We start from the raw sequence: 21,994 nt of genomic DNA, 5'->3' as shown, positions 1-21,994 counted from the left end.
TTGTTGTTTATCGCCTAGCGGTGGTTTGAAATTCATTGGGGATATTTTGTTTTTTTCCTCTGAGGAATTTCCGATGCACAGACCTTTCCGTTATACGCTACTGGCTTCATCGTTATGGCTTTCTTGCGGCGCGCTGGCGCAGCCGGCGGGCGATCTGCCGCTGATGCCCTGGCCGCAGCAGGTGGAAGTGACGCAACCGGCGGGCAAGCTGGTGCTGGATCACCGGCTGGCGTTAAGCCTCCAGGGCGACGATCTGGGTGACGCCCTGCCACGCTGGCGTCAGCGCATCGAACTGCAGACCGGCTGGACGCTGGCGCCGAGGGAAGAAGCGAACGGCGCGGCGATCAAGGTGGTGATCAAGGACCGGGTGGCGGCGCAGCCGCTGCCGGGCAGCGACGAAAGCTACCGGCTGGCGGTTACGGCGCAGGGCGCTACGCTGACCGCCAACACCCGCTTCGGCGCGCTGCGCGGCATGGAGACCCTGCTGCAGCTGCTGCAGACCGACGGGAAAAACACCTTCCTGCCGCTGGTGGATATCCGCGACGTGCCGCGCTTCCCGTGGCGCGGCGTGCTGCTGGATTCGGCGCGCCATTTCCTGCCGCTGCCGGACATTCTGCGCCAGCTTGACGGCATGGCGGCGGCCAAGCTCAACGTGTTCCATTGGCACCTGAGCGACGATCAGGGCTGGCGCTTCGCCTCCGAGCATTACCCCAAACTGCAGCAGCAGGCCAGCGACGGCCAGTTTTACACCCGCGAGCAAATGCGGCAGGTGGTGGCTTACGCCACGGCGCGCGGCATTCGCGTGGTGCCGGAGATCGACATGCCGGGGCACGCCTCCAGCATCGCGGTGGCCTATCCCGAACTGATGAGCGCGCCGGGGCCGTATCGCATGGAGCGCGAGTGGGGTGTGCATAAGCCGACGCTCGATCCGAGCCGTGACGAGGTTTATCAGTTTGTCGACACGATCGTCGGTGAACTGGCGGCGATCTTTCCCGATCCTTATCTGCACATTGGCGGCGATGAAGTTGACGCAAGCCAGTGGCGGGCGTCGCCGTCGATTCAGGCGTTTATGCAGAAGAACGGGCTGGCGGATACCCATGCGCTGCAGGCTTACTTCAACCAGAAGCTGGAAAAGATCCTCGAGAAGCACCAGCGGCAGATGGTTGGCTGGGATGAGATCTACCATCCGTCGCTGCCGCGTTCGATCGTCATTCAATCCTGGCAGGGGCAGGACTCGCTGGGCGCCAGCGCCCAGGACGGCTATCAAGGCATTCTCTCCACCGGTTTCTATCTCGATCAGCCGCAAAGCACCGCCTATCACTACCGCAATGAAATTCTGCCGCAGCCGCTGGGGGTCGAGACGGCGGTGCAGCCCGGCGAGCAGGCGCAAAGCTGGCGTTTCAGCATGCCGCGCCTGAAGGGCAGCGCGGTGGAGGGCAGCTTCACGCTGATCGAGGGCAAGCAGGGCTGGCGCGGCTTTATCGATTTCAACGGCAAGTCACGCCGCGCGGTGCACGACATCGTCTGGCGTACGCCGCAGCAGGTGACGTTCCGCGTCGATACCTGGATGGGCGACACACGGCCGGTGTTCACGCTGCAACAGGACAAGCTCAGCGGCTATACGCTGGTCGGTAACGTACGCTATCCCACCCAGGGCGAGAAACTGGCGGCGGCACCGGCAGGCAAGATGCCGGTGGTGCCGGATGAGAAGGGGCAGGCCAAGATCCTCGGCGGGGAAGCGGCGCTGTGGGCGGAAAACGTGCGTGCGCCGCTTCTCGATCTCAAGCTGTGGCCGCGCGCTTTTGCAGTGGCGGAGCGGCTGTGGTCGGCGCAGGACGTCACCGATGAAAGCAACATGTATCGGCGGCTGGCGGCGATCGACGCCTGGTCGGTGGTGTCGGTCGGCCTGCAGCAGCACGCGGAAACGGCGCGCGAATTCACCCGCCTGAGCAACAGCGTGCAGATCGCGCCGCTGCAGATCCTGGCCGAGGCGGTGGAACCGGCGCAGTATTACACCCGCCAGCACCTGAAGTTCCAGGCCGGCAACTATCACCAGTTCGAACCGCTGAACCGCTTTGCCGATGCGCTGCCGCCGGAAAGCGAGGCGGTGCGCGCCATGCATGCCCAGGTCGCGGCCTTGTTGCAGGACAAGCGCGATAAGGCCGCGGCGCAGGCGCTGCGTGAACGGCTGCAGCGCTGGCAGACGAACGGCGCGGCGCTGCAGACGGCGATCGCGGGCAACCGCACGCTGCGGGATCTGGCGCCGGTGGCGCAGGACGTTGGCACCCTGGCCACGCTGGGCTTAACGCTGCTGGAGCGCCATCAGCAGGACAAACCGTTGAGCCGGGCCGAGGCCGAGCAAGCGCAGCGCCAGCTGGATGCGGCGGCGCAGACGCGTGACGAAGTGGTGATTGCGGCGGTATACCCGCTGGAGGCGCTGCTGCGTGGTCTTAAAACAGAGTGAGGACAAATAAAAACGGCCAGTCTGCACTGGCCGTGATTCGCATACGTGTCGATTAACGACGCACGGCGATGGCTTCGATTTCGATCTTCACGTCTTTCGGCAGACGCGCCACTTCCACGCAGGAGCGGGCCGGGAACGGCGCGCTGTGCTCGGTGAAGAAGGCTTCGTACGCGGCGTTGACGGTGGCGAAGTCGTTCAGGTCTTTCACGAACACGGTGGTTTTCACGATGTCGGCAACGTTCAGGCCGGCGGCTTCGACGATCGCTTTGACGTTTTCCAGCGACTGGCGCGCCTGAGCGGCCACGTCGTCGGCGACGGTGCCGGTTTTTGGATCGACCGGGATCTGGCCGGAAGTGATGATCATGCTGCCCAGATCAACGCCCTGTACATAAGGACCAATGGCTGCCGGGGCGAGTTCAGTGCTGATGTTACGTGACATGTTTTCTCCTGATAGACCCGTTGTCTTTCACGCCGCCGCGCGGTCGGCCGCAGCGTAAAATTCGGTGGGTAGCAACGTGGGTAGAGTTATTTTCAGGCATCCATTATAGGGAGTGACGCGCAGATTAACAGCGCCGCTCCCGCAAAGGGGCAGAATTCAGTCCGCCTGCAGCACCACCTGATGCTCGAACTCTTTTTCGCAGTAGCGGCACTTCAGGTGCACTTCGCCATCGCGCGGCTTCACGCTGAAGCTCGACGCCACCGGCTCGCTGCGGCTGATGCAGTTGCCGTTCGGGCAGGTCAGCACGCCGTCGATGTGGTCCGGCAGGCTGAGAGTCAGCTTGCGCACCACTTCATAGTTATCGATGCGGTTCACCGTGGCCTTCGGCGCGTACATCGCCAGCTGGTTGGCCTGCTGCTCGGTCAGGAAGGTGTTCTCGATCTTGATGAGATCCTTGCGGCCCAGCTCGTTGGAAGGCAGGTTCAGGCCGATGGTGATGCGCTGGTCGGTGGCGGTCAGCTTGAACAGCGTCAGCAGTTTGAAACCGATCTGCGCCGGAATGTGGTCGATCACCGTGCCGCATTTGATCGCTTCGACCTGCAGTTTGTTGTCATGAGTCATGGCGGTTCCCCCTTAAAGAGCCAAATCTGCGTTGAGCACCAGCGCCAGCAGCGCCTGGCGGGCGAAGATGCCGTTGCCCGCCTGCTGGAAGTAGTAAGCGTGCGGCGTTTTATCCACGTCGGTGGCGATCTCGTCGATGCGCGGCAGCGGGTGCAGCACCTTGAGGTTGGTGCGCGCGCCGGCCAGATCCGCGGCGCGCAGCACGAACTGCGCCTTCACGTTGGCGTACTCGGACGGATCGAGGCGCTCTTTCTGCACCCGGGTCATGTAGAGAATATCCAGCTCCGGCACCACTTCTTCAATGCTGCCGTGCAGGCTGTACTCGATGCCTTTCTCGTCCAGCATTTTCAGGATGTAGGCCGGCATCGCCAACGCGTCCGGGGCGATGAAGTAGAAGCGGTTGCCTTCGAACTTGGCCAGCGCCTGGGTGAGCGAGTGCACGGTGCGGCCGTACTTCAGGTCGCCGACCATGGCGATGCTGAGGTTGCTCAGGCGGCCCTGGGTTTCCTGGATGGTGAACAGATCCAGCAGGGTCTGGGTCGGGTGCTGGTTGGCGCCGTCGCCGGCGTTGAGCACCGGCACGTTGCCTGAGAACTCCGAAGCCATGCGCGCCGCACCTTCCTGCGGGTGGCGCATCACGATGGCGTCTACGTAGGTGCTGATCACCGAGATGGTGTCGGCCAGGGTTTCGCCTTTCTTGCCGAGCGAGGTGTTGCTGCCGTCGGCGAAACCGACCACCGAGGCACCGAGGCGGTGCATCGAGGTTTCGAACGACAGGCGGGTACGGGTCGAGGCTTCAAAGAAGCAGCTGGCGATCACCTTGTGTTTCAACAGCTCCGGCTGCGGGTTGGCTTTCAGACCGGCGGCGGTGCGCAGCACCAGCTCCAGATCCTCGCGGCTGAGATCGTTAATAGAGATGATGTGTTTGTGATACAGCGGGTTGGCCATTTTTCACTCCTCCTCGACGCGTGCCCGTGGCGCGGGACTTTGGGATATTCTCAAGGCAAAAAAAAGCCCCTCAATGAGGGGCTTGAAACGATCGGTTTAGCAACAGGAGAAACAACGGCAGCTGGCCGCCGATAGGCAGTCGGTTTTGTCGATTGCGGCTAACAAAACAAACGTCGTTTTTCATGCTTTCTCCTGGCAAATTGTGGCGCATTATACTCGCGCTTTTCGCCACTGCAAGCGTTAAAACGCCGTTTTTTGCCGCCCCGCAATCGATTGGCCGACGGTGGCCGCCCGCCGGCTATTTGCTGACGCGATCGTAGTAGACCATGTCGGCGTTCAACCCCTGTTGATAGCCTTTGACGTTGTCGCGCAGCACCACTTCGGTTTTAGCCTGATCGATAAACACATACGGCGAACTGCGCTGCAGCTCCTGCTGCATGGCGGTGTATAGCGCACGGCGCTTGGCCGGATCGGCTTCGGCCAGCGCCGCCAGCGTCTGCTTATTCAACTGCGGGATCTGCCAGCCGTTCAGCCCGGCCACCGTGCTGCTCTTGCCGTCGTTGTAGGCGAAAGCGCTGGCGTTGGAGTGGGCATCGAAGTAATCCGGGATCCACAGGCGGATCGCCGCCTGGTGCTGTCTGGCGCGCACGCGGGAGTAAACCTGGCTGCCGGCGGCCGGCAGCAGTTCGACCTTCACGCCGGCGGCGGCGAAGCTGCCCTGCAGTGCCTGCGCAATGGTGATGAACGGCGGTTTGTTCTCCACGTCCAGCGTAAAGGCGGCGTGGGTGATCCCCGCCTTGGTCAGGATGGCTTTCGCCTTGGCCGGATCGTAGCTGAACGGGTTGGTCTCCAGCGCGCCCGGCAGCCCGACCGGCAGGAAGCTCTGGTGCACGAAATATTGGCCCTTCAGCAGATCTTTCGTGATGCCTTGATAATCCACCAGGTAGCGCGCCGCTTCCCAGAAGGCCGGGTTGCTCAGCAGCGGATTGGCGCCGTTGCCGGCGTTGAACACCAGGTAGTTTTGCTCGGCGGACGGGATCTCCAGCACCTTGACGCCGGGCTGATTCTTCAACGTATCGGTCTGGTCGGCGCCCAGTTCGCGGGCGATATCGGCGTCGCCCTGCTGGATCAGCAGGCGGCGGGTGGCCGGGTCCGGCACGTTTTTAATGATGATGTTTTTCAGCTGCGGCTTGTCGCCCGGCGTCGAGGGGTTGGCGTCCAGCACGATCGCCTGGTGCGGCTGATAGACGCGCATCTTGAACGGGCCGCTGCCGGCGGAGTGCATTTTCAGCCAGGCGTTGCCGAAGTCGCCGTCTTTGACGTTGGGCAGCGCTGCCTTGCTGTCGACGATCGAGGCGATCGGCGTCGAGAGGATATTCAGCGCCACCGCCGGGCTGACGTCCGCCGTCCAGCGCAGCTGCACGGTATGTTCGTCGATCTTCTTCAGCTGCGCGTCGATGTTGTCCGGCTGCCAGCCGAGCACGTTGAGGATGAACGCCGGCGACTTGTTCATCTTGACCGCGCGGCTGTAGGAGAAGATCACGTCGTCGGCGGTCAGCGGGTTGCCGGAGGCGAACGCCGCCTGCGGCCGCAGTTTCACCGTCAGCGTTTTGGCCGCCGCATCGCTCTGCCAGCTTTCCGCCAGCACCGGCGCCACCTTGGCCGGATCGTCGCGATCCGCCTGCACCAATCGTTGATACAGGCTGGGCACCGTCTGGATGCTGGAGAGTTCGTTGGCTTCCGCCGGATCGAGGCTGACGATGTCATCCAGCGATTGCACCACCACCAGCGTATTCGGCGGCGTGGCGGCTAACGCGGCGGCGGGCAGAGCGGCGAACAGGAACAGCGGCAAGAGTTTGGCTTTCATCGGTGTATATCCCCTGAAGGCGCCACAAGGCGGCGCTGAGAACGGTTTGTTATCGTTGGTTTTTACGGCGCGGGCGCCGTCGGCCTGTCACGGTAGAACCTTTACCGGCGGTGGGCAAAGGTCAATCCGCTATTTGATATTCCTGGAATATATTAGCCGCCCTGGCCGGGGACGCCAGGGCGGAGGGGGGATTGTCAGAGGGTGTTGCTCAGCGTGGCGACCAGCACCGCCTTGATGGTGTGCAGCCGGTTTTCCGCCTGATCGAACACCACGCTGTGCGCCGACTCGAACACCTCGTCGGTCACTTCCATGCCGCCGTGCAGATCGTACTGCTGTGCCATCTGCTTGCCGAGGGTGGTTTGGTCGTCGTGGAACGCCGGCAGACAGTGCAGGAACTTCACGTTCGGGTTGCCGGTCAGCTTCAGCATCGCCATGTTGACCTGATACGGCCGCAGCAGCGCGATACGCTCCTGCCAGGTCTCTTTCGGTTCGCCCATCGACACCCAGACGTCGGTGTAGAGGAAGTCGGCGTCTTGCACCCCTTCGGCGATGTCTTCGGTCAGGGTGAGCTTCGCGCCGGTTTGCTGCGCCAGCGCCTGACACTCGGCCACCAGCTCCGGCTGCGGCCAGCAGGCCTTCGGCGCCACCAAACGCAGATCCATGCCCGCCAGCGCGGCGGCTTCCAGCAGCGTGTTGCCCATGTTGTTGCGCGCGTCGCCGACGTACGCCAGCTTCACCTCGCTCAGCGCCTTGCCCGGCAGATGCTCCTGTACGGTGAGCAGATCCGCCAACAGCTGAGTAGGGTGGAACTCGTCGGTCAGGCCGTTCCACACCGGCACGCCGGCGTGCTGCGCCAGGGTTTCCACCAGCGCCTGGCCGTAGCCGCGATACTGAATACCGTCGTACAGGCGGCCCAGCACCCGGGCGGTGTCTTTCATCGACTCTTTATGGCCGATCTGGCTGCCGCTTGGGCCGAGATAGGTCACCTGTGCGCCCTGATCGAATGCGGCAACTTCGAAAGAGCATCGCGTACGGGTCGAGTCTTTTTCGAAGATGAGCGCAATGTTTTTGCCCTGCAGCCGGCGCTGTTCCTGCCCCAGCTTTTTGGCCTGTTTCAGATCGGCCGCCAGTTTCAGCAGCGCCTGCAGTTCGGCGGGGGTGAAATCCATTAACCTCAGAAAGTGACGTTGGTAGAACGCATTGCCGGTGCTCATAGTCCGATTCCCTGATTGTATAATTGAATTAAAATTCACTTTATATGTATGAATATTCAATTTCAACCCCGGCATGGAAATCTTTCACGTTTATCGTGGAAGCAACGTCGGCGGTGTGTGAAAATAGAAGGAATGAAGGCCATTTGACTTGAGGATATAGGCATGGCAAACCGCGAATTGCTGGAAGAACAACGTGAAGAGACCCGCCTGATCATCGAAGAGCTGTTGGAAGACGGCAGCGATCCGGACGCGCTCTACACCATCGAGCACCATCTGTCCGCCGAGAAATTTGAGGTTCTGGAGCAGGCCGCCGTTGAAGCCTTCAAGCTGGGCTACGAAGTGACCGACGCCGAAGAGCTGGAAGTGGAAGACGGTTCGCTGGTGATGTGCTGCGACGTGATCAGCGAAGTCGGCCTGAACGCCGAGCTGATCGACGCCCAGGTAGAGCAGCTGGTGGCGCTGGCGGAACGCTGCGGCGTCAACTACGACGGCTGGGGCACCTACTTCGAAGATCCGAACGGTGAAGACGGTGAGGATGACGAAGACGGCGACTACATCGACGAAGACGACGACGGCAAACGCCACTAATTCCTTTCCGATCAATACCTGTGGGCTGGCTTTCGCCGGCCCCTGATATCCCCGTCGTCTTTCAAGCTGCAGCGTTGTTGGCTGCACTCCCTCACCCCAGTCACTTACCTGAGTAAGCTCCTGGGGATGAGTGAGCTGGCCGCCTGGCTGCAACTTGAAATACATAGGGCAATGACGCCATGACATACCAATCCCTGTTAGCCCCGATTTTAAGCTTCCTGCACTGTGAAACTCCCGACGCCTGGATCGACGCCGCGCGCCGTCCGGAAAACCTGCAGCTATTGCTGACCGACCATCTGGTGTGCGAGCTGAAAGCCGCTCAGACCGGCATGTGGCTGATCCGCCGCTACGTGGCGGACAAAGAGAGCGGCGATGCGCTGTTGGCGCTGCTGCGCCCTTACGAGGCGTTTCTGCACGAAGCGCAGGGCGCACCGGACACGCTGTTCCGCCAGGGCCAGTTCACCCGCAAGATCCTGCCGAAAAACGGCTCGGCCTACGGCCAGGATCTGGCGGATCGCATGGTGCTGTTGATCAAGGAAGAACTGCATCACTTCTCGCAGGTGCTGGAGATCATGCAGGCGCGTGGGCTCCCGTATCGCAAGATCACCGCCAGCCGCTACGCCAAGGGCATGATCCGCGAGATCCGCACCCACGATCCGGCGACGCTGATCGACAAACTGATCTGCGGCGCCTACATCGAAGCGCGATCCTGCGAACGTTTCGCCAAATTGGCGCCGCACCTGGACGACGAGCTGAACCGCTTTTACGTCTCGCTGCTGCGCTCCGAAGCGCGGCATTATCAGGACTACCTGACGCTGGCCGAGCAGATCGCCGGCGGCGACATCAGCGAACGGGTGGCGCATTTCGGCCGCCTCGAAGCTGAACTGATCCTGTCGCCGGACAGCGAACTGCGCTTCCACAGCGGCGTGCCCGCCGCCGCCTGAGGTTTAGGCGCGCCCTTACTGCGGCGCGCCCAGCAACAGATCCACCGCCTTTTCCGCCAGCATGATGGTCGGCGCATTGGTGTTGCCGCTGGTCAGTTGCGGCATCACCGAGCAGTCGATCACCCGCAGCTGTTCAAAACCGTGCACCCGCAGCTGCGGATCGGTCACCGCGTCCTGCGGCGACGGCCCCATGCGGCAACTGCCCACCGGGTGATACACCGTCTTGCAGAAGTTGCGCACGAACTCTTCCAGCTGCGCCTCATCGCGCGTCCACTCCGGCTGCGGCATCAGCAGATCTTTGATTAGCGGCTTCAGCGCCGCGGTTTGCAGGAAGCCCAGGCCGAACTTCACCGCGCGCACGCTGCCGGCCAGATCGTCCGGGTGGCCGAGGTAGTTGGCGTGCAGCTTGACCGGATCGCGCGGGTTGCTGCTGCGCAGCCGCACTTCGCCGCGCGCTTTCGGCTGCAGGTAGCCGACCTTGAGCGTGAAACCGTGAATGTTGGGCAGCGGCTCGCCGGGCACGTCGTCCCAGCTGTCCAGCAGCGGTAGGAAGTGGATCTGCACGTCCGGCCGGCCGTCGCCCTGGCTGTCGGTAAAGGCGGCGCCTTCCAGCACGTTGGACGAGAGCACGCCGCTGCGGAACGCCAGCCACTGCGCGCCGTGGCTCAGCGCCTGCAGACCGCGATCGGCGCCGAACAGGCTGATCGGCTCGCGGGTGCTGACGTTGATCGACATGTGCAGGTGGTCGTGGAAGTTTTTGCCCACCGGCAGATCCGCCCGCACCTCGATGCCCAGCTGCTGCAGGTGGTCGCGCGGGCCGATGCCGGACAGCATCAGCAGCTTCGGTGAACCGACCGCGCCGGCGCTGACGATCACCTCTTTGGTGGCGCGCGCGGTGACTTCCGCGCCGCCGTTTTGGCTGTAGACCACGCCGGTGGCGACGTTGCCCTCGAAGGTCAGCCGGTGCGCCAGGGCGTTCAGTTTCACCACCAGCCGCCGTTCGTCGCGCACCGCCTTCAGGTAGGTGCGGGCGGTGCTGGCGCGCTCGCCGTTGTGGGTGGTGGTTTGGTAGAAACCGACGCCGTGCTGGCTGTCGCCGTTGAAGTCGTTGCGATAGGGCAGGTTCAGCTCCTGGCCGGCGCGGATAAACGCCATGCTGAGCGGGTGGCGGTAGCGATTCTCGCTGACCGGCAGCAGTCCGTCGGCGCCGTGGTAGTCGTCCGACAGGCTTTCGTTGGCCTCGGCGCGTTTGAAGTAGGGCAACACCTCGCGGTAGCTCCAGCCGGTGCAGCCGTAGCGTTCGGCCCAGTCGTCGTAGTCTTGCGGCTGGCCGCGCAGGTAGATCATGCCGTTGACCGAACTGCTGCCGCCCAGCACCTTGCCCTGTGCGATCTGCATACGGCGGTTATTGGCGTGCGGTTCCGGCTCCGTTTCATAGGGCCAGCTCTTTTTGGCGATGATCTTGGCCACCCCGGCCGGCATCTTGATGAACAGGTTATTGTCGTCGCCGCCGGCTTCCAGCAGCAGCACCCGCGCCTGGGTGCGGCGGATAAGCTGCGCCGCCAGCACGCAGCCGGCGGAACCGGCGCCGACGATGATGTAATCAAAGGTATTTTCCGACATGACAGCTCTCCGTGCGCGATTGAGATACTGGCAGAGTAACGCGGGGGAAAAGGCGGTCAATTTACGATCGTTAATTTATTAACGAACTTCACATTAAATTTACATCGTGGTTTTTAACGTCAGTTTATCTGCTTGAAAAACGGCGTTATAGCGAGTTTTACTGATTGATTGCGATATTAATAAAAAAGGCGCAGCAAGCTGCGCCCTGATGAAGAGGCAGGGGGCGATTACAGCGTTTTCAGCATGGTGACTTCGCAATCGACGTGGCCGGTGGCGCCCATCGCGTGGTCGATGTGTTCGAAGCCCAGGTGTTCGTACAGCGCAACGGCCTGCGTCAGGCTGGCGGTGGTCTCGAGGTAACAACAGCGGAAGCCGTGCTGGCGGGCGAAATCCAGCGCCTGCAGCGCCAGGCGTTTCGCCAATCCCTTGCCGCGCAACACCGGCAGGAAATACATCTTCTGCAATTCGCAAATATCGTCTGCGCCACCCTGCAGCGGCGCGATGCCGCCGCCGCCGGCGACCTGGCCGTCCACCTCGATCACCCAGTAAGCGCTGCGCGGCAGGCTGTAGAGCTGATACAGGGCATCCAGATTGGGATCGGAGACGGTATAGCCTTTATCCGCCGTCAGGCCGTGCTCGGCGGAGACTTCGCGAATGACGTGAGCAATGGCGGGATTGTCTTCCGCCGTGATGGGGCGCACCAGCAGGCGCGCCGGGGTTGCTGTTGTCATGTTTACACTCGCCATTGAAAGAGACCACGTTCGTTTTTCATTTTTATCGCAGCGCGAAACGCGCCGGGGTTATTTCCCGGCGGCGTCCTTGCGGCAGTAATATCTTGTAATAACATCTAACCCGGCCCGGATGCAACGGCGATAAAAAAACAGCGGGGAAGACCCCGCTGTTTTTCAGGCGTTGGCGTGAGCCGGTGGATTACAGCGCGGCGATGGTCGCCTGCTGTTCCTGCAGCTTCACTTTGCCTTCTTTGCAGGCCGCCAGACGATCGCGCTCTTTGGCAACTACCGCTTCCGGCGCGCGCGCCACGAAGCCTTCGTTCGCCAGCTTGCCTTCGATCGAAGCGATTTCCGCATCCAGCTTGCCCATCTCTTTCGCCAGACGCGCGATCTCGGCGTCCTTGTCGATGAAACCGGCCATCGGGATCAGCAGCTCGGCGCCGTCCACCAGTTTGGTGACGGAGACCGGGCCTTTCTCACCGGCCGGCAGCAGCGCGATGGATTCCAGACGCGCCAGACGGGCGATAAAGCTCTGGTTCTCCTGCACGCGGCGCTGGGCGTCGGCGCTGCAGTTGCGCAGCAGCACGTCGAGCGCTTTGCTTGGCGCGATGTTCATCTCGGCGCGGATGTTGCGCACGGCGATGATGGTTTGCTTGATCCACTCCAGATCGTTCAGCGCCTGCTCGTCTTCCAGCGCGGCGTCGTAGGCCGGGAACGGCTGCAGCATGATGGTATCTGCGGTCGTGCCGGTCAGCGGCTTCACGCGCTGCCAGATGGTTTCGGTGATGAACGGAATGATCGGGTGCGCCAGGCGCAGCAGCGCTTCCAGCACGGTGATCAGCGTGTGGCGGGTGCCGCGCTGTTCCGCTTCGCTGCCGTTGCTCACGACAGGCTTGGTCAGCTCCAGATACCAGTCGCAGAACTGGTTCCAGGTGAATTCGTACAGGATGTTGGCCGCCAGATCGAAGCGGTAGGTATCCAGCGCTTCGCGGTAGGCTTTCACCGTGCGGTTGAATTCGGCCAGGATCCAGCGATCCGCCAGCGACAGCACTTTCTCGCCGCCGTTGAAGCCGCAGTCGTGCGCTTCGGTGTTCATCAGCACGAAGCGGCTGGCGTTCCACAGCTTGTTACAGAAGTTGCGGTAGCCTTCCAGGCGCTTCATGTCCCAGTTGATGTCGCGGCCGGTCGAGGCCAGCGCCGCCAGGGTGAAACGCAGGGCGTCGGTGCCGTGCGGCTCGATGCCGTTCGGGAATTGCTTCTCGGTGCGCTTGCGGATTTTCTCCGCCAGCTGCGGCTGCATCATGTTGCCGGTGCGTTTTTCCAGCAGATCTTCCAGCGAGATGCCGTCGACCATATCCAGCGGATCGATCACGTTGCCTTTGGACTTGGACATCTTCTGGCCTTCGTCATCGCGGATAAGGCCAGTCATGTAGACGGTCTTGAACGGCACCTGCGGTTTGCCGTTTTCATCCTTGATGAAGTGCATGGTCAGCATGATCATGCGCGCGATCCAGAAGAAGATGATGTCGAAGCCGCTGACCATCACGCTGGTCGGGTGGAAGGTTTTCAGCGCCTCGGTCTGCTCCGGCCAGCCCAGGGTGGAGAAGGTCCACAGGCCGGACGAGAACCAGGTGTCCAGCACGTCTTCGTCCTGGGTCAGCACCACGTCGGCGCCCAGGTTGTTCTCGCTGCGCACTTCTTCTTCGCTGCGGCCCACGTAGACTTTGCCGTTCACGTCGTACCAGGCCGGGATGCGGTGGCCCCACCACAGCTGACGCGAGATGCACCAGTCCTGAATGTCGCGCATCCAGCTGAAGTACATGTTTTCGTACTGCTTCGGTACGAACTGGATTTCGCCCTGTTCGACCGCTTCCACCGCCACTTTGGCCAGCGGCGCGGTGCGCACGTACCATTGGTCGGTCAGCATCGGCTCGATCACCACGCCGCCGCGATCGCCGTAAGGCACCGTCAGGTCGTGCGGTTTGATCTCGTCCAGCAGGCCCAGCTGGTCGAAGGCGGCCACTACCGCTTTACGCGCCGCGAAGCGCTCCAGGCCACGGAACTCGGCCGGGATCTCGTTGCAGTAGTCGGTGCAGACTTCGCCCAGGGTGTTGAACACTTCCGCTTCCTGACGGATGTCGCCGTCGAAGGTCAGAATGTTGATCATCGGCAGGCCGTGGCGTTTGCCGACTTCGTAGTCGTTGAAATCGTGCGCCGGGGTGATTTTCACGCAGCCGGTGCCTTTTTCCATATCGGCGTGCTCGTCGCCGACGATGCGGATGCGGCGGCCGACCAGCGGCAGAATGATCTCTTTGCCGATCAGATCTTTATAGCGCGGATCTTCCGGGTTGACCGCCACGCCGGTATCGCCCAGCACGGTTTCCGGACGGGTGGTGGCGACCACCAGATAGTCTTTGCCCTCGGCGGTTTTCGCGCCGTCGGCCAGCGGGTAGCGCAGGTGCCACATGGAACCTTTGGACTCGCGGTTTTCCACTTCCAGATCGGAGATGGCGGTGCGCAGCTTCGGATCCCAGTTCACCAGGCGCTTGCCGCGGTAGATCAGGTCTTCTTTGTGCAGACGGACAAACACTTCGCGCACCGCGTTCGACAGGCCTTCGTCCATGGTGAAGCGCTCGCGCTCCCAGTCCACGGAGTTGCCCAGACGGCGCATCTGACGGGTGATGGTGCCGCCGGATTCCGCCTTCCACTGCCAGATCTTGTCGATGAACGCGTCACGGCCGTAGTCGTGGCGGGTTTTGCCTTCTTCCGCGGCGATCTTGCGCTCTACCACCATCTGGGTGGCGATGCCGGCGTGGTCGGTGCCCGCCTGCCACAGGGTGTTTTTACCCTGCATGCGCTGATAGCGAATCATGGTGTCCATGATGGTCTGCTGGAACGCGTGACCCATGTGCAGGCTGCCGGTGACGTTCGGCGGCGGGATCATGATGCAGAAGCTTTCCTGGCTGGTGTCGCCGTTTGGCTTGAAGTAACCCTGATTCTCCCAGTGATCGTACAGCTTCTGTTCGATCTGTTTTGGGTCGTATGCGGTGTCGAGCTGACTGTTTGTCTTTTCCATTCTTTATCGTATTCAGTGAGTTGGCGGCGTAGCCGTGGTCAAATGGAAGCCGACGCTGCGATAGGCCTTGTAACGGTCGCGCGCCAACTGTTTCAGAGTGTCTTCGTAAGGAACGAAGTCTACCACTTCATGGAAAGCGGTAGCAAAATCGGCAAACTGCGGCAGCAGGGCGATCAGCAGATCGCGCGGGGCATTGCCGCGCTTGCCGGGCCAGCACAGTTCCACCGGCGCGCCGTAGTGCGGCCCTTCGCCGGCCAGGTTGTGCGGCACGAATTCATGCGGCTCGCGCTGCCACAGCGCTTCGTCCAGCCGCTGGGCCTGCTCCTGGCTCTCGCAGGCGATCAGCACCCGCTTGCCGGCGCGCCAGCGTTCGGCGGCAACGGCGCAGGCCACGGCCTCATGGGCGCTGAGCGCACCTGACGGTTCCGCGTTGTCGAGCAAATAAAACGTCGCCTGTTTCATTAAGGATCCACCGCTGCCGATAAAAAAATGTAGGGGCACAGCATGCTGTGCCCCTTGGGATTATACCTGAATTACCGCTCAGATTTAATCGTCGCCGTTCAGACCTGCACGGTTGAGCAAGAACTGAGACAGCAGCGCCACCGGGCGGCCGGTCGCGCCCTTGGCTTTACCGGAGCGCCAGGCGGTGCCGGCGATATCCAGGTGCGCCCAGGTGTACTTGCGGGTGAAGCGCGACAGGAAGCAGGCGGCGGTGATGGCGCCGCCAGGGCGGCCACCGATGTTCGCCATGTCGGCGAAGTTGGAGTCCAGCTGCTCGTAGTACTCGTCGGCCATCGGCAGGCGCCAGGCGCGGTCGCCGGCCTGCTCGGAAGCGCCCAGCAGCTCGTGCGCCAGCGGGTTGTGGTTCGACATCAGGCCGGTGATGTGGTGGCCTAGGGCGATCACGCAGGCGCCGGTCAGGGTGGCAATGTCGATCACCAGCTCCGGCTCAAAGCGCTCGACGTAGGTCAGGGTGTCGCACAGCACCAGGCGGCCTTCGGCGTCGGTGTTCAGCACCTCGACGGTCTGGCCGGACATGGTAGTCAGCACGTCGCCCGGACGATACGCCCGGCCGCCCGGCATGTTTTCACAGCCGGCCAGCACGCCGATCACGTTCAGCGGCAGATTCAGCTCCGCCACCACGCGCATCACGCCGTACACGGTCGCCGCGCCGCACATGTCGTATTTCATCTCGTCCATGCCGTCGGCCGGTTTGATCGAGATGCCGCCGGAGTCGAAGGTCAGCCCTTTACCTACCAGCACGATCGGCTTAGCGTCCGGATTTGGGTTGCCCTTATATTCCATCACCGACATCAATGATTCGTTCTGCGAACCGGCGCCGACCGCCAGATAGGCGTTCATGCCCAGCTCTTTCATCTGCTGTTCGCCGATGACGCGGGTGGTGATGTTGGTGCTGAAGGCGTCCGCCAGTTGGCGGGCCTGCGAGGCCAGGTAGCCAGCGTTACAGATGTTCGGCGGCATGTTGCCGAGATCTTTGGCCGCCTTGATGCCGGAAGCCACCGCCAGACCGTGCTGAATCGCGCGCTCGCCGCTGGTGAGCTCACGGCGGGTCGGCACGTTGAACACCATTTTGCGCAGCGGACGACGCGGCTCCACCTTGTTGCTTTTCAGCTGATCGAAGGTGTAGAGCGTCTCTTTGGCGGTTTCCACCGCCTGACGCACTTTCCAGTAGGTGTTGCGGCCTTTCACGTGCAGCTCGGTCAGGAAGCAGACCGCTTCCATCGAGCCGGTGTCGTTGAGGGTATTGATGGTTTTCTGGATCACCTGCTTGTATTGGCGCTCATCGAGCTCGCGCTCTTTGCCGCAGCCGATCAGCAGGATGCGCTCGGAGAGAATGTTGGGCACATGGTGCAGTAGCAGCGTCTGCCCGACCTTGCCTTCCAGTTCGCCACGGCGCAGCAATGCGCTGATATAACCATCACTGATTTTGTCGAGTTGTTCTGCGATAGGGGACAGGCGGCGCGGTTCGAAAACGCCGACTACAATACAGGCACTGCGCTGTTTTTCCGGGCTACCGCTTTTTACACTGAACTCCATGCACTCTCCTGAATCTTAAAGACAAAGGCGGACGCTACGGCTAGAATAACCGACTCCGTAACGATCTCCTGCCATTTGAGTTAACGGATTATGTTAACCTGAACGGCATAAATTGCTCTGTTTTGGCGACTATAAGCAAGTTCCTATAGGACACCCAAACGGCTTGATGTTGTAATACTATTTTAGCTGTGAAGGTTGCCATATGATGAGAATAAATGGCGGATTAACGATGAAATTATCGATTTTCCTGCAAAAAGACAAGTTTTCACAGGCGTAATAAGCGTGATCATCATAAGATATCTGGTACGGGAAACGCTCAAGAGCCAAATCGCCATCCTGTTCATCCTGCTTCTGATCTTCTTTTGTCAGAATTTGGTCAGGGTGTTGGGCGACGCGGTGGACGGCAATATCCCGACAAACTTAGTACTCTCCCTGCTCGCGTTGGGCGTGCCGAAAATGGCGCAGCTCATCCTGCCTTTGAGCCTGTTTCTCGGCTTGCTGATGACGCTTGGGCGGTTGTATACCGAGAGCGAAATCACCGTTATGCACGCCTGCGGGCTGGGCAAACGCACCCTGATTATCGCCGCCATGATCCTGGCGCTGCTCACCTCTGCGGTCGCAGCGGTGAACGTGTTTTGGGCCGGCCCCTGGGCCTCGCGTTATCAGGACGTGGTGGTGAACGAAGCCAAGGCCAACCCGAGCATCGCCGGGCTGGCGGAAGGGCAGTTCAAACCCTCGCAGGACGGCAACGCGGTGCTGTTTATCGGCAACGTGAAGGGCAGCACCTTCAACGACGTGTTCCTGGCGCAGCTGCGGCCGAACGGCAACCAACGCCCGTCGGTGGTGGTGGCCGAGCACGGCAACATCGTGCAGCAGAAAGACGGCTCGCAGGTGGTGACGCTCGACAAGGGCACCCGCTTTGAAGGCACCGCGCTGCTGCGCGACTTCCGCATTACTGACTTCACCGACTACAAGGCGGTGATTGGCCACCGCACCGTGGTGGCGGACAACACCGAATCCGAACAGATGTCGATGCAGACGCTGTGGGAATCCGACGATCCGGACGCGCGCGCCGAGCTGCACTGGCGCCTGACGCTGGTGGTATCGGTGGCGCTGATGGCGCTGCTGGTGGTGCCGCTCAGCGTGGTGAACCCGCGCCAGGGCCGCGTGCTGAGCATGCTGCCGGCCATCCTGCTGTATCTGATCTTCTTCCTGCTGCAGACCTCGCTGCGCTCCAACGCCGGCAAGGGCAAGCTGGATCCGATGCTGTGGCTGTGGCTGGTTAACGGCATTTACTTGGCGATCGCGCTGGCGCTGAACCTGTGGGATACCGTGCCGATGCGTAAGCTGCGCGCACGCCTGAGAGGAGCGGCCTGATGTTTGGCGTATTAGACCGGTATATCGGTAAAACGATTTTCAACACCATCATCATGACGCTGTTCATGCTGGTGTCGCTGTCCGGCATCATCAAGTTCGTCGATCAGCTGCGCAAGGTGGGCCAGGGCGAATACACCGCGCTGAGCGCCGGCATGTACACCCTGCTGAGCGTGCCGAAAGACATCGAGATCTTCTTCCCGATGGCGGCGCTGCTTGGCGCGCTGCTCGGCCTGGGCCAGCTAGCGACGCGCAGCGAACTGGTGGTGATGCAGGCTTCCGGCTTCACCCGCCTGCAGATCGCCGGCTCGGTGATGAAAACCGCCATTCCGCTGGTGCTGTTGACCATGGCGATCGGCGAGTGGGTGGCGCCTCAGGGTGAGCAGATGGCGCGTAACTACCGCGCCCAGCAGATGTACGGCGGTTCGCTGCTCTCCACCAAGAGCGGGCTGTGGGCGAAGGACGGCAACGACTTCATCTACATCGAGCGCGTCTCCGGCGATAAAGAACTCTCCGGCGTGAACATCTACCACTTCAACGATCAGCGTCGCCTGGAAACGGTGCGCTATGCCGCTACCGCCAGCTTCGAAAACGGCCTGTGGCAGCTTTCGCAGGTGGACACCTCGGATCTGACCAACCCGAAACAGGTAACCGGCACCCAGACGCTGACCGGCGAATGGAAAACCAACCTGACCCCGGACAAGCTGGGCGTGGTGGCGCTGGATCCGGATTCGCTCTCCATCAGCGGGCTGCACAACTACGTGAAGTACCTGAAGCAGAGCGGCCAGGAATCCAACCGTTACCAGCTCAACATGTGGAGCAAAATCTTCTCGCCGCTGTCGGTGGCGGTGATGATGCTGATGGCGCTGTCGTTCATCTTCGGCCCGCTGCGCAGCGTGCCGATGGGCATCCGCGTGGTGACCGGCATCAGCTTCGGCTTCCTGTTCTACGTGCTGGATCAGATCTTCGGCCCGCTGAGCATGGTCTACAGCATGCCGCCGGTGCTGGGTGCGCTGCTGCCGAGCATGCTGTTCCTGCTGATCAGCGTGTATATGCTGCTCAAACGCAAGTAGCGTGGCGATCGGTAGTGAAGAAAGGCGTGGCCGCGGGGCCGCGCCTTTTTTGTTGAGGGGATCAGCCGACGCTCAGCAGCGCAATGCCGGCATCCTGATAGGCCTGCGCGTCTTCCGGCAGGCGATCCAGCACGAGGGTGTCGATCTGGGCAGGGGAGGCGAACTGCGCCAGCGAGGTGTTGCTCAGCTTGGAGTGATCGCACACCACGATCACTTGATTGGCATGTTCCACCATCGCGCGCTTGGTTTCGGCCAGCATGATGTCGGCCACACAGGCGCCCTGTTTCAGCGACAATGCATTGGCGCCCATAAACGCCTTGTCGATGTTCAGCGTATCCAGCAGCGAACGGCCGTTGATGGCGACCGCGCAGTGATAACCCTTTTTGACGATGCCGCCCAGCAGGATGATCTGGATCGATTCGACGTCTTCCAGACTCTTGGCGATCATGAAATCGTTGGTGACCACGGTCAGGTTGCGGCGCTGGCGCAGATGGCGGGCGATCTGCAGGGTGGTGGTGCCGGTATCCAATACGATGATGTCGCCGTCTTCCACCAGGCCGGCGGCCAATTGACCGATTTGCTCCTTGGCGCTGAGGTTCACCTCTTCACGCTGATCGGAGCCGACCTCGAAGCTGGCGCGGGTGCGCAGAATGGCGCCGCCGTGGGTGCGTGTCAGCATACCGGCGTCTTCCAGAATGCGCAGATCGGTGCGGATGGTGGCGCCGGAGACGTTAAAGCGCGAGCTCATTTCCCCCACTGAGAGCTTGCGCTTCTCCTTGAGAATGGCGAGGAGTTTTTCCTGGCGCTCTTCTGCGAACATGCTCACTCATTCACTCCTGACAGGCACAATGGACGTGCGGCTAATATACCCCGCGTATCGGCGGCAGGCAAAGCGCTTGCCGGCCGCCGCTGGCAATATTCCACCGGGCGTTATCCGTGCAAGATGCGAAGGTTACGGCGTACCGATCCTTTTTGGTATAGTCAGTTCAGCGATAGGGTGGGCAGAGGGAGCTGACAGTCAATGGAAGATGAATATAATCTCAGCAACATTATTGGCAAGCGCCTGGAAGCTGCGTTGGGGGAGTTAGGCGATCTCCTGTGGGCGTATGTGGTGTTATCCAAAAAAGACATTGCCTGCATTTTTGGCGTCACCAACTACCCGAGTGAATGGGTAAAAAAGTATCAAGAGCAGGGGTTGCAGTACATTGATCCGGTGGTACTTACCGCCCGCAACCGCCTGACCCCGTTCGCCTGGGACGAGCAAATTATGGCTGACGCAGGGCTGCATTTTCCCGAACTGTTCGAGCAGGCCCGCGAGTTTGGCGTAACGCACGGCTATACCTTCGTGCTGCACGATTACAGCGACAATCTCGTCACGCTTTCCTTTGCCTTCAACGTTGAGCAGAGAGCGGAAGCCATCCAGGCACTCAGCGATCGTAAAGGTGATATTTCGGTATTGCTGGCCTCAATCCATGAGTCCTATCTGGCGCTGTCACCACTGTCAGAAAAAAACGCCGTATCCCTGGAGCGTAACGCTCGTTTTACCGACAGAGAAAACGAAATCCTCTATTGGGCCAGCGTGGGTAAAACCTACCAGGAAACGGCGATGATCCTGGGCATAAAGACCGGCACCATCAAGTTTCATATGTCCAACATCGTCAAAAAGTTGGGGGTCACGAATGCCCGACATGCCGTGCGCCTGGGGATGGAGCTGCGGCTGATTAAACCGGTGGAGTGATGCGCAAGCCGGCCCGCGGCTGGCGTTTCGGTAGGATGCTGCGCCGGCGACCAGGCAGAGCCAAATCAGCCGAGAGAAGCCTAAAGGTAGAAAATACCAGATAGGAAATAGATTCTTTCGATTCAGGAAATGACAGGCGGCAGCCGGTATTGATTTGGCACCGTGGTGATTCTAGAGAAGGAAGTAATAGAGTAGCGGTCCCGATCTCTGCGATGTGAAATAATAACCAGACTGAACTTATAAAGGTCCAGTAAGGGACTGTACTTTAGTCTAACTGGTTTCCCACCCCTCAAGGCGATACACTTCCCCGGTAATGTTTTGATAAAAAATACAAAAAAAAACCTGACCGCGTAGGGCCAGGTTGCCAATATTGGCCAACACCAGGGAAAATTTTCTTACATCATCTTAAAGCTATTAACTCTGAAGAGGCAAGCGATCTCAGCTGGTTTTTAGGCATTAACTAGCCATTTTGTTAGGTATGTACGCTATTTTCTGGTGATTTAAGATAAAACCCTTCTAATAGAATCACTCTTTCGCCTTTGCGAGCGCTATTACGATTTTTTATTTCCCGTCAGATATACATCAATGAAAAAATAGTGTTCTCGGAATGTTACGCAACCTCATTCTTTATTGGCTGACACATTGTTATGCAATTATTTGCAGTGTTGTCATTGCGGCTGGGGATTATTTGGTGCTGCCCGGTAGGGCGATTGAGGAAATGTAGGCGATGGCCGATAAGGTGCATGGCTATGGCGGTAAAGGCTCGTGAGCTGACAAAAAAAGCGAATGAGGCCCGATGGCTTATAACCGCCATCGGGCCTTGTGCTATGTGGGAAGAAACATTACAGCGGTTGGCTGAACTCCACCCGTTCGCCGTCCGGCCCGGCGATCATCAGATAGCGCACGCCGTTGGCACCGCTGGGTTGCAGTGTCGGCCCCTCAATCACCTGATACCCCAGATCCGCCAGCCAACGCTGCGTGGCCGCCAAATCGGTGACCCGCAAAGCGATGTGGTCGATACCATAGGCGCTGGCGGGGCGAATCAGCCCTTCGGCGGGCAGCTGGTATAACTCCAGCGTTAGCTCACCCAACTGCAAAAACTGTACGGCGACGGGGCCGCCGAGCGCCAGCGTTTGCCGGGGTTCGAAACCGAGTGAGCGATAGAAGCCGGCGGCTCGTTCGATATCCGCGCAGCGTAGGCCGACGTGCATCAGTCCGTTAATCTGATGTGCCATA

The 21,994-nt window shown here is 60.7% G+C and carries 18 protein-coding genes; 6 read left to right on the top strand and 12 right to left on the bottom strand.

What is annotated here, in order from left to right; translation table 11 throughout:
- The first annotated feature begins 73 nt into the window (after positions 1–73).
- On the top strand, positions 74–2,464 hold the full coding sequence (locus GKN89_RS13630) for a beta-N-acetylhexosaminidase (protein ID WP_154747183.1): 2,391 nt from the start codon (positions 74–76) through the stop codon (positions 2,462–2,464).
- A 52-nt stretch (positions 2,465–2,516) separates the two neighbouring features.
- Here GKN89_RS13630 and ridA read toward each other — a convergent pair whose 3' ends face one another.
- The 5 genes from ridA to argF all read right to left on the bottom strand — a co-directional run bounded on the left by ridA (position 2,517) and on the right by argF (position 7,553).
- Complete coding sequence (ridA, locus tag GKN89_RS13625; RefSeq protein WP_154747182.1) at positions 2,517–2,903, bottom strand: 2-iminobutanoate/2-iminopropanoate deaminase; 387 nt, start codon at positions 2,901–2,903, stop codon at positions 2,517–2,519.
- Positions 2,904–3,059: 156 nt separating this feature from the next.
- On the bottom strand, positions 3,060–3,524 hold the full coding sequence (pyrI, locus tag GKN89_RS13620; RefSeq protein ID WP_019453298.1) for an aspartate carbamoyltransferase regulatory subunit: 465 nt from the start codon (positions 3,522–3,524) through the stop codon (positions 3,060–3,062).
- Positions 3,525–3,536: 12 nt separating this feature from the next.
- Entirely contained in the window at positions 3,537–4,472 is a 936-nt protein-coding gene (gene pyrB, locus GKN89_RS13615) for an aspartate carbamoyltransferase (RefSeq protein WP_154747181.1), read from the bottom strand.
- Positions 4,473–4,770: 298 nt separating this feature from the next.
- The gene (locus tag GKN89_RS13610; RefSeq protein WP_154747180.1) at positions 4,771–6,339 is read right to left on the bottom strand and encodes an ABC transporter substrate-binding protein; all 1,569 of its coding nucleotides are present in this window, start codon (positions 6,337–6,339) and stop codon (positions 4,771–4,773) included.
- Between the two features lie 194 nt (positions 6,340–6,533).
- Complete coding sequence (gene argF, locus GKN89_RS13605; protein ID WP_019453295.1) at positions 6,534–7,553, bottom strand: ornithine carbamoyltransferase; 1,020 nt, start codon at positions 7,551–7,553, stop codon at positions 6,534–6,536.
- A 162-nt stretch (positions 7,554–7,715) separates the two neighbouring features.
- On the opposite strand from argF, the gene rraB reads away from it, so the two are divergent.
- Together rraB and miaE are read left to right on the top strand one after the other, a co-directional pair.
- Positions 7,716–8,141, top strand: a complete 426-nt coding sequence (gene rraB / locus GKN89_RS13600; protein WP_004933365.1) for a ribonuclease E inhibitor RraB — start codon at positions 7,716–7,718, stop codon at positions 8,139–8,141.
- 179 nt (positions 8,142–8,320) lie between these two features.
- Positions 8,321–9,085: a tRNA isopentenyl-2-thiomethyl-A-37 hydroxylase MiaE gene (gene miaE, locus GKN89_RS13595; protein WP_154747179.1), complete on the top strand. Its 765-nt coding sequence runs from the start codon at positions 8,321–8,323 to the stop codon at positions 9,083–9,085.
- A gap of 15 nt (positions 9,086–9,100) precedes the next feature.
- Here the strand turns inward: miaE and GKN89_RS13590 are convergent, their stop codons facing one another.
- The 5 genes from GKN89_RS13590 to pepA form a co-directional block, all read right to left on the bottom strand.
- Positions 9,101–10,708 carry a GMC family oxidoreductase gene (locus tag GKN89_RS13590; RefSeq protein ID WP_154747178.1) on the bottom strand — a complete coding sequence of 536 codons (1,608 nt, stop codon included), beginning with the start codon at positions 10,706–10,708 and terminating at the stop codon, positions 9,101–9,103.
- A gap of 227 nt (positions 10,709–10,935) precedes the next feature.
- Positions 10,936–11,439 (bottom strand): GNAT family N-acetyltransferase, encoded by a 504-nt coding sequence (locus tag GKN89_RS13585; RefSeq protein WP_004933360.1) that lies wholly within the window; start codon positions 11,437–11,439, stop codon positions 10,936–10,938.
- A gap of 199 nt (positions 11,440–11,638) precedes the next feature.
- Positions 11,639–14,515, bottom strand: a complete 2,877-nt coding sequence (locus GKN89_RS13580) for a valine--tRNA ligase (protein WP_063918055.1) — start codon at positions 14,513–14,515, stop codon at positions 11,639–11,641.
- A gap of 12 nt (positions 14,516–14,527) precedes the next feature.
- On the bottom strand, positions 14,528–14,977 hold the full coding sequence (locus tag GKN89_RS13575; RefSeq protein WP_019453292.1) for a DNA polymerase III subunit chi: 450 nt from the start codon (positions 14,975–14,977) through the stop codon (positions 14,528–14,530).
- An 84-nt stretch (positions 14,978–15,061) separates the two neighbouring features.
- On the bottom strand, positions 15,062–16,573 hold the full coding sequence (gene pepA, locus GKN89_RS13570; protein ID WP_004933352.1) for a leucyl aminopeptidase: 1,512 nt from the start codon (positions 16,571–16,573) through the stop codon (positions 15,062–15,064).
- Between the two features lie 282 nt (positions 16,574–16,855).
- On the opposite strand from pepA, the gene lptF reads away from it, so the two are divergent.
- Both lptF and lptG read left to right on the top strand, forming a co-directional pair.
- Positions 16,856–17,950, top strand: a complete 1,095-nt coding sequence (gene lptF, locus GKN89_RS13565) for an LPS export ABC transporter permease LptF (protein WP_273830524.1) — start codon at positions 16,856–16,858, stop codon at positions 17,948–17,950.
- Positions 17,950–19,020, top strand: a complete 1,071-nt coding sequence (lptG, locus tag GKN89_RS13560) for an LPS export ABC transporter permease LptG (protein WP_019453290.1) — start codon at positions 17,950–17,952, stop codon at positions 19,018–19,020. Before lptF ends, lptG begins: the two co-directional genes overlap by 1 nt.
- Before the next feature lie 61 nt (positions 19,021–19,081).
- Here the strand turns inward: lptG and GKN89_RS13555 are convergent, their stop codons facing one another.
- Positions 19,082–19,840: a DeoR/GlpR family DNA-binding transcription regulator gene (locus GKN89_RS13555; RefSeq protein ID WP_086580906.1), complete on the bottom strand. Its 759-nt coding sequence runs from the start codon at positions 19,838–19,840 to the stop codon at positions 19,082–19,084.
- Positions 19,841–20,041: 201 nt separating this feature from the next.
- On the opposite strand from GKN89_RS13555, the gene GKN89_RS13550 reads away from it, so the two are divergent.
- Positions 20,042–20,758 (top strand): LuxR family transcriptional regulator, encoded by a 717-nt coding sequence (locus tag GKN89_RS13550; RefSeq protein ID WP_154747176.1) that lies wholly within the window; start codon positions 20,042–20,044, stop codon positions 20,756–20,758.
- Positions 20,759–21,600: 842 nt separating this feature from the next.
- On the opposite strand, the gene GKN89_RS13545 is transcribed toward GKN89_RS13550, so the two are convergent.
- Positions 21,601–21,993, bottom strand: coding sequence for a VOC family protein (locus GKN89_RS13545; RefSeq protein WP_195934011.1), 393 nt, complete (start codon positions 21,991–21,993; stop codon positions 21,601–21,603).
- Position 21,994 lies beyond the last annotated feature (1 nt).

It is taken from the genome of Serratia sp. YC16, from assembly GCF_009707615.1.
Classification (GTDB): Bacteria; Pseudomonadota; Gammaproteobacteria; order Enterobacterales; family Enterobacteriaceae; genus Serratia; species Serratia surfactantfaciens.
Note: the sequence above shows the minus strand (reverse complement) of the source record. Positions and strands in the feature narration are given on the sequence as shown.

What these genes read in the sequence shown, in the direction of transcription:
- GKN89_RS13555 (WP_086580906.1), bottom strand. Translation starts at nt 19,840, where the DNA reads ATGTTCGCAGAAGAGCGCCAGGAAAAACTCCTCGCCATTCTCAAGGAG.
- ridA (WP_154747182.1), bottom strand. Translation starts at nt 2,903, where the DNA reads ATGTCACGTAACATCAGCACTGAACTCGCCCCGGCAGCCATTGGTCCT.
- GKN89_RS13590 (WP_154747178.1), bottom strand. Translation starts at nt 10,708, where the DNA reads ATGTCGGAAAATACCTTTGATTACATCATCGTCGGCGCCGGTTCCGCC.
- pyrI (WP_019453298.1), bottom strand. Translation starts at nt 3,524, where the DNA reads ATGACTCATGACAACAAACTGCAGGTCGAAGCGATCAAATGCGGCACG.
- GKN89_RS13550 (WP_154747176.1), top strand. Translation starts at nt 20,042, where the DNA reads ATGGAAGATGAATATAATCTCAGCAACATTATTGGCAAGCGCCTGGAA.
- GKN89_RS13575 (WP_019453292.1), bottom strand. Translation starts at nt 14,977, where the DNA reads ATGAAACAGGCGACGTTTTATTTGCTCGACAACGCGGAACCGTCAGGT.
- pepA (WP_004933352.1), bottom strand. Translation starts at nt 16,573, where the DNA reads ATGGAGTTCAGTGTAAAAAGCGGTAGCCCGGAAAAACAGCGCAGTGCC.
- pyrB (WP_154747181.1), bottom strand. Translation starts at nt 4,472, where the DNA reads ATGGCCAACCCGCTGTATCACAAACACATCATCTCTATTAACGATCTC.
- GKN89_RS13630 (WP_154747183.1), top strand. Translation starts at nt 74, where the DNA reads ATGCACAGACCTTTCCGTTATACGCTACTGGCTTCATCGTTATGGCTT.
- GKN89_RS13610 (WP_154747180.1), bottom strand. Translation starts at nt 6,339, where the DNA reads ATGAAAGCCAAACTCTTGCCGCTGTTCCTGTTCGCCGCTCTGCCCGCC.
- GKN89_RS13585 (WP_004933360.1), bottom strand. Translation starts at nt 11,439, where the DNA reads ATGACAACAGCAACCCCGGCGCGCCTGCTGGTGCGCCCCATCACGGCG.
- GKN89_RS13545 (WP_195934011.1), bottom strand. Translation starts at nt 21,993, where the DNA reads ATGGCACATCAGATTAACGGACTGATGCACGTCGGCCTACGCTGCGCG.
- argF (WP_019453295.1), bottom strand. Translation starts at nt 7,553, where the DNA reads ATGAGCACCGGCAATGCGTTCTACCAACGTCACTTTCTGAGGTTAATG.
- lptG (WP_019453290.1), top strand. Translation starts at nt 17,950, where the DNA reads ATGTTTGGCGTATTAGACCGGTATATCGGTAAAACGATTTTCAACACC.
- rraB (WP_004933365.1), top strand. Translation starts at nt 7,716, where the DNA reads ATGGCAAACCGCGAATTGCTGGAAGAACAACGTGAAGAGACCCGCCTG.
- miaE (WP_154747179.1), top strand. Translation starts at nt 8,321, where the DNA reads ATGACATACCAATCCCTGTTAGCCCCGATTTTAAGCTTCCTGCACTGT.
- GKN89_RS13580 (WP_063918055.1), bottom strand. Translation starts at nt 14,515, where the DNA reads ATGGAAAAGACAAACAGTCAGCTCGACACCGCATACGACCCAAAACAG.